Origin of the sequence: Collimonas sp. OK607, assembly GCF_900111995.1 — a bacterium.
Classification (GTDB): Bacteria; Pseudomonadota; Gammaproteobacteria; order Burkholderiales; family Burkholderiaceae_D; genus Collimonas.
Genome location: NZ_FOKF01000049.1, coordinates 17,301 through 27,781 on the forward strand (window position 1 = coordinate 17,301; position 10,481 = coordinate 27,781).

General features: G+C 52.8%; 10 protein-coding genes. 6 read left to right on the plus strand and 4 right to left on the minus strand.

Annotation, left to right across the window (positions count from 1 at the left end):
- Nucleotides 1-8: 8 nt before the first annotated feature.
- The 3 genes from BM029_RS22635 to BM029_RS22645 form a co-directional block, all read right to left on the minus strand.
- Nucleotides 9-992, minus strand: a complete 984-nt coding sequence (locus BM029_RS22635) for an NADPH:quinone oxidoreductase family protein (RefSeq protein ID WP_092439933.1) — start codon at nt 990-992, stop codon at nt 9-11.
- Between the two features lie 127 nt (nt 993-1,119).
- The gene (locus BM029_RS22640; RefSeq protein ID WP_092439935.1) at nt 1,120-1,638 is read right to left on the minus strand and encodes a nuclear transport factor 2 family protein; all 519 of its coding nucleotides are present in this window, start codon (nt 1,636-1,638) and stop codon (nt 1,120-1,122) included.
- A gap of 146 nt (nt 1,639-1,784) precedes the next feature.
- Nucleotides 1,785-2,438: a carboxymuconolactone decarboxylase family protein gene (locus BM029_RS22645; RefSeq protein ID WP_211482525.1), complete on the minus strand. Its 654-nt coding sequence runs from the start codon at nt 2,436-2,438 to the stop codon at nt 1,785-1,787.
- 299 nt (nt 2,439-2,737) lie between these two features.
- On the opposite strand from BM029_RS22645, the gene BM029_RS22650 reads away from it, so the two are divergent.
- From BM029_RS22650 to BM029_RS22670, 5 genes are all read left to right on the plus strand, one after another.
- Nucleotides 2,738-3,208: a nuclear transport factor 2 family protein gene (locus tag BM029_RS22650; protein WP_170851192.1), complete on the plus strand. Its 471-nt coding sequence runs from the start codon at nt 2,738-2,740 to the stop codon at nt 3,206-3,208.
- Between the two features lie 14 nt (nt 3,209-3,222).
- On the plus strand, nt 3,223-4,068 hold the full coding sequence (locus tag BM029_RS22655; protein ID WP_244545181.1) for an enoyl-CoA hydratase-related protein: 846 nt from the start codon (nt 3,223-3,225) through the stop codon (nt 4,066-4,068).
- Nucleotides 4,069-4,074: 6 nt separating this feature from the next.
- Nucleotides 4,075-4,845: an enoyl-CoA hydratase-related protein gene (locus tag BM029_RS22660; RefSeq protein WP_092439941.1), complete on the plus strand. Its 771-nt coding sequence runs from the start codon at nt 4,075-4,077 to the stop codon at nt 4,843-4,845.
- Between the two features lie 165 nt (nt 4,846-5,010).
- Nucleotides 5,011-6,192 carry a flavin reductase gene (locus BM029_RS22665; RefSeq protein WP_092439943.1) on the plus strand — a complete coding sequence of 394 codons (1,182 nt, stop codon included), beginning with the start codon at nt 5,011-5,013 and terminating at the stop codon, nt 6,190-6,192.
- Between the two features lie 420 nt (nt 6,193-6,612).
- Entirely contained in the window at nt 6,613-8,259 is a 1,647-nt protein-coding gene (locus BM029_RS22670) for a class I adenylate-forming enzyme family protein (RefSeq protein WP_092439945.1), read from the plus strand.
- 74 nt (nt 8,260-8,333) lie between these two features.
- Here the strand turns inward: BM029_RS22670 and BM029_RS22675 are convergent, their stop codons facing one another.
- A complete protein-coding gene (locus BM029_RS22675) occupies nt 8,334-9,119 on the minus strand; it encodes an enoyl-CoA hydratase/isomerase family protein (protein WP_092439947.1) in 786 nt (261 codons plus the stop codon).
- A 217-nt stretch (nt 9,120-9,336) separates the two neighbouring features.
- On the opposite strand from BM029_RS22675, the gene BM029_RS22680 reads away from it, so the two are divergent.
- Nucleotides 9,337-10,481, plus strand: a 1,145-nt coding sequence (locus BM029_RS22680; RefSeq protein WP_092439949.1) for an LLM class flavin-dependent oxidoreductase, incomplete at its 3' end; no start/stop codon positions are given.

The following is a 10,481-nucleotide window of genomic DNA, read 5'->3' on the forward strand; positions in this document are numbered from 1 at the left end:
ACCCAATCTTATGGCACAGTCAAAATCACCTTGCCGGTAACACGACGGCCAAGAAGATCGTTGAGTGCGAATGCAGCCTGTTCAAGTGGATAGGTCTGACAGACAACGGGGTTAAGCTTGCCCTCTGCGTGCATTTCAAACATGTGTTGAAAGTTCTCATAATTGCACACAGGTTCATGCGTGACGAACGAACCCCAGTACACGCCAACCAATTGGTATCCCTTTAGAAGAACCAGATTGATTGGCAACTGTGGAATTCGGCCGCTGGCGAACCCCACAACAAGCAAGCGCCCATTCCAATTCATGCTCCGAGACATGACATCAAAGGCATCGCCACCAACGGGATCCAGGCAAACATCAACACCCGCCCCATTGGTCAGTTCCTTTATGCGCGTTTTGAGATTCTCCCGCGCGTAGTTAATCACTGCGTCAGCACCATGGTCTTTGGCAATCTGCAATTTTTCATCTGTACTGGCTACCGCGATCACTTTTCCACCAAGTGCTTTGCCAATTTCCACAGCCGCCAAGCCAACCCCACCCGACGCCCCGACAACCAATAACGTTTCACCTTCCTTCAGCTTTCCACGCTGGACCAGAGCATGGTAGGCAGTGCCGTACGCCGTATAAATCGCGGCGGATGTGACGTAATCCATGCCATGCGGAATCGGCACGGCGCGCTCGGAATCAATAACTGCCTCTTCGGCAAAGCCTCCGTAACCGGAGCTTGTAAGCGCCATCAACCGGTCGCCAATCTTGAAGCGGACGACCTTCTGGCCGATCTCGATAACCTTTCCCGCCACTTCGAAACCAGGCACGAAGGGCATTGGTGGCGTGAGCTGATATTTACCCTGAATAATAAGCGTGTCAGGAAAATTGACGCCAGCAGCATGCACCCGAAGGCGGATTTCATTCGGTCCCAAGGGCGCACATGGGAATTCGCCGAAAACAAGCCTATCCGGCGACCCGTATTCTTTACAAATGATTGCACGCATAGCGGGACTGCACTCCTATCTTGCTTGATCGTAGCGGTAACACTGACTATTTGTTGTCTGTGGCAAGCGGGACAGCACCCACATCATCTTCGCTACCAGAAACACTTTGTGATTGAGATTTTCAGGTTCAGATGTCAGGGCCTAACAGACCGTAAACAGGATCGTCGGGAAATCTCGCACCGCGAGAAAAACCTTCAACCGGGACAGGGGCATTCGCATCAGACCAGATTTCGGTCCGATGCCAATCGAGAACGACGGTCCTTTTGCTTATCCGCCATACTCCCGATCGTCTCGACATCTCGTCCAGATAGCGAGCACCCATGACGTCAGCATTAAGCGGTCCATACCCTTTGCGCACCAGGGTGGCCACCACTTGCGATTCCGACCACGCCATGTCGCCTTTGATTTTAATCATCGCATTTGTAATGGAGTGCGTTGTAGCGGAATTGGCATTCTTTAGGCGATTTGTCACAAAAGTAGCAAATTCAACGCCATTCCCACGCCAGTAGCCGTGATCGTCATAGGAATCATCGTGATAAACAGAGCGGAGGAGATCTTCGTCACATCGGTCAACCCCTCTACAATAGGTGATCAGAACCTCGTAGATGCTTTGTTTGTCGAGCAATTCCTGAATCTTGTCATCCATAAACTTATATCCTCATCTTAAATGGCAAGCGATTTAACCGATTTCCTGTACGCAATTCGTTAGCAATTGCCCCCGGCGGCGTCTGTCCCTTTTGCCGGGAGTCGTTATGTCCGGCTCCCGACAAATATTGCACCAGTCAAGGTTGCCTAGCGAATCCCCGCGTGGTCAGGCGCTTCGGCAGCGATATCAAGCGCTTGCATGATGGCCACACATCCAACGCCGAGTTTCACCGCATTCGACAGATGCAAGCGCATACCCGGGAGGTAGCGATGCGTGGTGGTTGCGTCGACAGCAATCGAGATCAACTCCTTGGAAACTGGAGGTAGGGCGCCTGTTTTCCATGGCACGGCACAGTAGTCGAAAAAAGCCTTGAATGCTTCGGGTGACTGACGTAGCAGAGCATCAAGGAATCCGGGTGCCTCTCGCTCCACAACACTCCAGTATGGATCTTCCCCTACGTATCTCGCCCAGAGCATTTTCCGGGTGGGGTCGAGTGGTGTGCTCCCATCGATCAACCCTTGCTCCTGAGCGATAAGTGCAACGCGTCGGGATCCCACCATCAGAGTGTGCACACCAAGTCCTGAAATTAAGACCAAGGTCTCGTGCACTTGCGCGGGAGTGGCGCCTGCCTTAAACGCCCGCTCAATGTATGCATCTATGCCCTCGATATCGAGGGTGGACACGGATGCTCTTACGGCCAATCCAATCAAGGCCGCGGTCTGCTCATCAAGCTCATCCCCTTCTTCGCATGACTTCAGAAAGGAGAGTGCTTCTGAACGCATCTCTTCAAGAGTAATCATATTTTTTCTCAAGCATGGCATATCCTTTTGCAATATCGGTCAAATTGCAGTGCGTTCCAACCGAAGCAAATTAACACCAGACCCATCAATCAGTCAACTCATTCGTTGATAATCGATTGGAGAATGCTGTCGCCTGAAGATCTCTCCTCCTCTCAATTGAGTCAATCGCCCCTAGTGCGTTTGAGATGGGTATTTACATGTACTTGTTTAGAAAATAGTAGCTGCAAACGGTAGTTGACATCAGGATTGGCGACAGCTATTATCAACACAGATGTTGACAACCATTGAGGGAGATTCTAGTGAACACCAAATCCAGTGATCAAAATATTGAACAGCTTTTTTCCGAAGCAGAGATTCGCAGGTTGATCTATAACTATGCCTTTCATCTCGACATGAATCACACGAAAGAGCTAGCCGATTTGTTCGTTGAAAATTGCGTCGTCATTTATGCCCCCAATTTTGGCGCTGAAGGACGTGAGGCTTATGCAAAGACGCTTGAAGGCGTTGGCTCTTATTTCGTCGCGACTAGCCACCATGTCTCAAACATCGTGATTGACTTCGCGAACCCGGACGAAGCCAAGGTTCGCACGATCCTGTACGCTTGGCATCGTTACAGCCGTGAGCGGCCAGATTCTCACGTCTGGGGCCAGTATCACGATGAGGTGGTTCGTATTGAGGGACAGTGGTTTTTCAAACGGCGGGAACTCCGTGCGACCGGGGCAAAGGATTTTCACGTCAAGGAAACGCTGCCTATTGGGCGTCGAGTCTAATGGGGAGCGAGCTCGTGTTCAACTACCGCACAATCCGTATCGAACATAGTGGACCTTTGACGTGGTTGATTCTTAATCGCCCCGACAAAGCAAATGCGCTTTCGAATGAACTGCTCGACGAGTTTTCGGACGCGCTGCGCAGACTTGCAACCGAAGGCGGCTCAGTCATCGGGATTCGCGGCGAAGGAAAGGGCTTTTCTTCCGGCTATGATCTTGATCAAGTTGGAAAATTGACCACCGTTGCCGATCCGGTAGCCGATCGCGAACGTTTACAGCGCAACGTGAATCGCTACATAGCAATGTGGGATCATCCTAAGCCGATCATTGCGGCGGTTCATGGCTACTGCGTGGCCGGTGCTACCCAGATGTGCGTCTATGCAGACATCACAGTTGTCGCGAACGACGCCCGCATAGGTGAACCCACGTTGCCCATTGGTGGCGGTTACATAGCCCCCTTGTGGGTGCCTCTTGTAGGACCCAAGCGCGCGAAGGAAATGGCTTTTGTACCAGGAAACAGCATTGACGGCCCGACTGCTGTCGAGTGGGGGTGGGCCAATCATAGCGTACCGTCCGATCAACTCATCGCCGTTGTGGAGGATCTGGCAGTTCGTATCGCCAAGACTCCACCCGCGGTCCTGCGTATAAAAAAACTGTCAATTAACCGTGCTGCGGAGGCAATGGGCTTCAGAGATGCCAGTTCGGCTGTCGCAGAAATGGACGCCCTGTTGCATCTCACACCAGCGGTTCTGGAGCTGAAGGAATTTATCAGACGAGTCGGACTCAAGGAGGCGATGGCCGCCTACCGGGTAGCGTCTACTAGCCCTCTAACCGTATCACCTCCGTCCAAAAAAAAGGAGTAACACCAAATGTCTGATGTTGAATTTTTCCTCCAGGGACACGTTGCCCACGTAAAACTCAATCGGCCAAAATCGCTTAATGCCATCGATCCTGGCATGGATAAAGCTCTGCTCGATGCCTGGAACGAGATCAATCGCGACGCCAACATCTGGGTAGCGGTCCTCTCCGCAGAAGGTGAGCGCGCCTTTTGCGTTGGCGCGGATGTCAGTAAGGGTACCGACCGCGCGTCGCGTATGGCTCTCGGTGGCGGGCTCACTGGGATCGGCGGACCATTGGTCACGCTTAAAAAACCTCTGGTTGCAGCAGTCCAGGGTTACGCGCTCGGAGGTGGTTTTGAATTGGCCATGTGCGCTGACATTATTGTCGCCGCCAGTACCACGCAGTTCGGTCTGCCGGAAACGAAGGCTGGTATCATGGGCGAATGTGGCGTCATGCACAGGGCGATACGACAGCTACCATACCATATTGCGATGGCCATGATTCTTACCGGCGATCGTTTGAATGCTGCGGACGCTCTTTCCCATGGATTGGTAAACGAAGTCGTCGATCATGCAAATTTAATGGAATCGGCAACACGTTGGGCTGAAAAAATTACGGCCGCCTCGCCGCTTGCCGTTCAGGCGGCGAAGATGGCTGTGTTACAAAGATTGGATTGGCCTCTAGAGGTTGCTCTGGCAACCCGCTTCGAGCCGATCGAGGAATATGCGTTCACCGAAGACAGGCAGGAAGGTGCGCGCGCATTCGCCGAAAAGCGTAAGCCTGAATGGCGAGGCCGCTAGGAACCACTCACAAAGCCTGGTGTGCGCCGCAAATTCACGTCCGCGATGCTCACTGTACTATCTGTACGGTTGCGCAAATCAATACGAGATTGCGCCGTTCACTTCGGCTTTTACAAGGGATTCTGAAAAGCGAGACTGTAAAACAATCGAACAGAAGGGTATGAAATGACTACTTCCAGCCAGGAATCGCGTGAAGCAACGAATCCGAATTGGTTCAGACAAGTGCTTGGCCAATTCCCTACCGGGGTATGCGTCGTCGCTGCATCTCCGCCAAACGGTCCGATGGCTGGAATGGTGGTTGGATCGTTCACGTCGGTATCACTCGACCCGCCTCTGGTTGCGTTTCTGCCGGATCGTAGTTCAACAAGTTGGCCAAAGATCGAAGCTGCCGGTAAATTCTGCGTTAACATCCTGGGCGCAGATCAAGAATCACTGTGCCGGCGCTTCGCCTCAAAAGCGCCAGACAAATTTGAAGGGATTTCCTATCGGTTGGCACAATCCGGATCGCCAATTCTCGACGATTCCGTGGCGTGGATTGATTGCGAAATACACTCCGTCCAGGAGGCAGGCGACCATTACATCGTTATCGGCAAGGTCAATGAGCTCCAAATAAATACGGGTGGCTTGCCTATGCTGTTTTTCCAGGGAGGATATGGAAAATTTTCGCCGCTGTCACTTGTGGCCCCAGATCCATTGGGAACAATTACAGAGCAGCTTCGTCTCGTCGACATGGTGCGTTCGGAGATGGAAGAACTTGCCGCTGAATTCTCTGCGCGCTGCATCGCCACGGCTCGGGTCGACAACGAAATCGTAATCATTGCCGGCGCGGGAAGCTCGAAGCGCCATACCGTTTCAACGCTCGTCGGTCAGCGATTGCCGAACATTCCTCCGACCGCGTCCGTGTTCGGTGCCTGGAGTGGCGATGCAAAAATCGACCTCTGGCTTCGCGCATCCACAGCGCCATCTGCGCAAGCCGAGGTGAAAGCATCGCTGCGGATTATTCGCGAGCGTGGTTATTCCGTGGGGCTTGTCAGCGACGCGCAACGCGCGTTCATTACGACGCTGGCGAAGCTGGCAGATGGCGGAGTTGCGGCACAGGACGTGGATTTGCGTGAACTGATTCAGCAGCTTTCCTTTGATCCGGAGCAGTTACTTCCATCGGTGCAGAATGAAGTTCGACTGATTTCAGTGCCGGTCTTCGGACCGAATGGAGATGTTGCGCTGGCATTGACGCTATACGACTTTCCGAAGCCGCCTGACGGCGTTGGTATCCAGCCTTATTTGGACCGTATGCTGCAGTCTGCCTCCCGGGCTACCCGAAAAATCGGTGGCTTCGTGCAGGAATAATTAGTAGATCAATATAAAAAGGCAACATCAAGTCCGTAGATAAAATTTCAAATGATATTTCTACATGAGCGGCGACTCTGCCAGAGTCTCTAATTGGAGGGACACCGAATCAATTGGAAATTCCGTGCCTGAACATCGGGGCATTGCGTCATCTCAAATGTTTGGCATTGGCTGGCACGCCTGGATATGGTGAAATGTCAAAATTGACAATCTGTATTGAGGCAAGGGATTGAATATGGCCAGGAACGATCCCAAGATTGGTCGGCAGCTTAGCAATACCAATAGACTGATTTTTAAAGGGTTATTGAATAAAATTTGCGGCTGAGAGCGTGCCCTTGCGGCGTGCGCTTGGATTGTAGGTAAGAAAAGACGGCCAGTTGGAGCGGTTCCTATTGGTTTCAATATTTCGAGTGAATTCTAATGATTGATCTTGACTATTACTGCGAGGCGTCAACCATCGCTGATCTTCTTGTGCGCGGCACGAAAATTCATCCTGATCGCGATGCTATTGTATTTCCCGACAGCCGAAAAACTTATTCCGAACTTTTGCAAGGCGCCATACAAGTAGCACGGGGCCTGATTGCACTCGACGTTCGTCCGGGAGACCACGTTGGGTTGTTATCTGCAAACTGTACTGAGTTTGCCGAGGCCTTCTTTGGAATCAGCTTGCTCGGTTGTGTGGTGGTTCCCCTGAATGCCCGACACAAGGCTTTAGAACTGGGCTACGTCATCGACAATGCGCAATTGACTGCTCTTCTCACAACTGCTGACGAAAGCGAATATGTCGATTTCAGAAAAGTGCTGTGCACTGCACTGCCATCGCTAGGAGGGGCTACGGATCCCATTCATCTAGATTTGCCGGAAGCGCCTTGTTTGCGTAGAGTCGTGCTGCTCCGTGGTGAGGGCAGCGACGGCTGCCTCGGGCGAACCGAATTCGACCGCGGGGCATCCCAAGTTGATGTGAAGGAAGTCGATCTGGCACGACATAGAATCTGTGTGCGGAACACAGCAGTGATCATCTACACTTCAGGCACAACCGCAAATCCGAAAGGCTGCCTGCTGTCACATGAAGCGATGACGCGTGGTCCGACGGAGCGGGGTCGTAGACGATTATCTTCAGGGGAGCATGACATTCACTGGGGAGCGGGACCGTTATTTCATATCGGATCACTGGCGCCGTTCATTGGAACCATTGCTGCCGTAGGCACCTACGTGACCGATACACATTTTGAACCGGGGCGTGCGCTGGAACTGATGAGTCGAGAGCGCGTTACAAGGGCATGGCCTTGGTTTCCGGCAATCGTCCAAGGCTTACTCGACCATCCGACCTTTGATCCTGGAAAACTTGAGGAACTTCGGTCCCTCATCGTGATCGGCCCTCCTGCGCTTGTTGCTCGAATGCAATCATTTTTCCCAGCCGCAGAAATCCTTCAAGGTTGCGGAATGACTGAGACGGCTGGAATTTTTGCAATCAGTGATCGCACCGAGTCAGCCTCCCTAAGGGCTACGACACAAGGAAGAGCGGTTCCTGGGATCGAGGTTCGTATCGTCAACCCTGATACTGGCAAAGACGCAGATCCGGGCGAAGTTGGAGAGATTCTGGTACGTGGTTACTGCGTGATGAGTGGCTATTATCGTGACCCAGCCAAGACCGCCGAAGCCCTGGATGTTGATGGCTGGCTTCACACCGGCGATTTATACAGCCGGTCCGCAGAGGGTAGTCTCATCTTCAACGGCCGTCTAAAGGACATGTTAAAGGTCGGTGGTGAAAACGTTGCGGCCATCGAAGTCGAGGCATTTTTATGTGAGCATCCAGCCGTCAAATTGGCAGAAGTCGTTGGCAGGCCGGATGAGCGACTGGATGAGGTACCGGTGGCCTTCATCGAGTTGCGGCCTGGCTGCAGTGCGCAGGAAAGCGAGTTGATTGATTTTTGCAAGGGACGGATAGCCAACTACAAGATTCCGAGGGCAGTCTATTTCCTCGAGGCTGACGAATGGCCGATGTCAGCAACCAAGGTCAACAAGCGAGCTTTGCGTGCTAGGGTTCTCGCAGGTATGATTAAGTGAGTCGCTTGCTTGCAGGCGCTGGGTAAACACTGCGAACCGCGCCATTGTCGCGGCGCGTACTGAATGACGAAAAGCTAACGGCCCTTGAATGTAGGAGGGCGCTTTTCCAAAAAAGCAACTACTGCTTCCTTGAAGTCCGAAGTTGTGGCGCAAGCGCTGAAGCTGGCACGTTCAGCATTCAATTGTGTCCCCAAGCTATTGCCGAGAGATTCACGCATCAGTCGCTTGAGCATTCCGTAAGCAACAGTAGGGCCCGAGGCCAGTCTTTGTGCCAACGCATCAGTCGCGTCGACAAGGTTGTCCGCAGGTACGATCTGATTTATGAGCCCGATCTGTAGCGCACTCACCGTGTTGATGGCTTCCGGAAGCAAAGCGATTTCCAAGGCTCGCCTCAGACCCACCAGGCGCGGCAGGCTCCATGACGCGCCAAGATCACAGCTGGTTGCGAGGTTCGAGTAGGCGAAGTTGAACTTCGTACCTTCAGCGGCAATGGCGAGATCACAGGCAAGCGCAATGCTCAGGCCGGCACCCGCAACGGCTCCTTGGAGACTCGCAACGACAGGGACTTTCAGACTCGTCAGGACCATCAACCCCTCATGCATCGGATCGATCAATGTTGTCGGTATCGACTGGGGATCGTCGCGGAACTGTGCAATATCTCCTCCCGCCATGAAGGCCCGGCCGGCGCCGCTAAGAACGACCACTCGGATCATGGGGTCTGCTGAAATGCATAGGCAGGCATCATGAAATGCCGAAGCCATGGTTGTATCAATGGCGTTCAGCGCTTCCGGACGATTGAATACGATGCGCGCTATGGCGCCATCGTTGAAGTATTGCAATGGTGATTTTGGTTCATTCATTGGTTTCTCCGTGGAGAGCCCTTGTTGCAACAAGAGCTAATATGATTTCCCTTTATTTTTCAAGGTGCGTGCAGGATGCGACGTTGCTTCAGATTAGGGACAAACAAAAGAATAGTCAACATATTCGATGATAGTCAACAATAGTGTTGACTGATGTTTGAAAATGCCTCAGAATGAGATATCAGCACTTCCGTCCCCACCCCAATCTGAGGAATATATGAAATTCAATCTTATGCAAACCGGCGTTATCGGTCGGCGTTACGAGTTAGAGCAGGGCATGGCTGGTCAGCGCCCGGAGTTGTATCAACGGTTCCTTGCTGAAGTCCGCGATTATGTTCGTCTAGCCGACGACCTTGGTTATGCCGGTTACTCGCAGCCTGAACACCACCTTCAGATAGAAGGCTTTGAGATCAACAACCATCCAGGTATGTTTAGTCTCTATGTGGGCATGCATTCCAAACGGCTAAAGGCCGGAATCATGGGATATACGTTGCCGACTCATAACCCAGTTCGTATTGCTGAAGAAATCGCCACACTCGACCATATGCTTCAGGGAAGGCTGTTTGTCGGTTTTACCCGCGGCTATCATCCGCGTTGGGTCGACTCATTCGCGGCCATCAGAGGCGTCCAGGCCACTGGGCCGCATAATGCCAAGGCCAAGGACAACCAGGACGAACTCAACCGTGAGGTTTTTGAGGAATCCTTCGCAGTGATCAAGAAGGCATGGGCCAATGACGTCTTCAGCCACAAGGGCAAGCACTGGGAATTTCCGCCGAATGGCGGCTCGGTCGGGCATCCCGCCTATGCCGCATTCGGCAAGGGAATGGATGCTGACGGCATCGTGCGTCAGATTGGCATCGCGCCGCGCTGCTTCCAGAATCCTCACCCGAAGGTCTATGGTGGTTTTGCGGCGAGCATGAAAACGGTTGATTTCTGGGCGCGAGAGGGCGGCAAGCTAATTGTTCTGGCCGAGGATCTTGACTTCTGCGAGGCTCTCTGGAACCGCTATGCGGACAGTGCCCAGAAAGCTGGCCATGAGGTGCCGCGTGAAGATATCGCTGCCTGGGGCGGGTTCTTGATGCTGACGAGTGACAAGGACAAGGCACAGCAATTGATGGCCGAGCACAAATGGTTCTGGGATAAATGGTTCATCCCCTTTGGTCAGAAGATGCCGAACGTTCTGATTGGGTCGGCCGAAGAGATCGCCGACAAGATCGGTAAGGCGCATGACAGGCTGGGATTCAACGAACTGTTCCTGATGTTTGGGCAAGGTCACCTCGACCCCGAGCAGAACAACGATGAACTCGAAAAGTTTGCACGTCTCGTCGCACCACGCTTCGGCAATAAGGACAAGGACGGTAC

Coding starts and splice junctions, on each gene's coding strand:
- BM029_RS22665 (WP_092439943.1), top strand. CDS start 5,011: ATGACTACTTCCAGCCAGGAATCGCGTGAAGCAACGAATCCGAATTGG.
- BM029_RS22670 (WP_092439945.1), top strand. CDS start 6,613: ATGATTGATCTTGACTATTACTGCGAGGCGTCAACCATCGCTGATCTT.
- BM029_RS22640 (WP_092439935.1), bottom strand. CDS start 1,638: ATGGATGACAAGATTCAGGAATTGCTCGACAAACAAAGCATCTACGAG.
- BM029_RS22675 (WP_092439947.1), bottom strand. CDS start 9,119: ATGAATGAACCAAAATCACCATTGCAATACTTCAACGATGGCGCCATA.
- BM029_RS22635 (WP_092439933.1), bottom strand. CDS start 992: ATGCGTGCAATCATTTGTAAAGAATACGGGTCGCCGGATAGGCTTGTT.
- BM029_RS22645 (WP_211482525.1), bottom strand. CDS start 2,438: ATGATTACTCTTGAAGAGATGCGTTCAGAAGCACTCTCCTTTCTGAAG.
- BM029_RS22660 (WP_092439941.1), top strand. CDS start 4,075: ATGTCTGATGTTGAATTTTTCCTCCAGGGACACGTTGCCCACGTAAAA.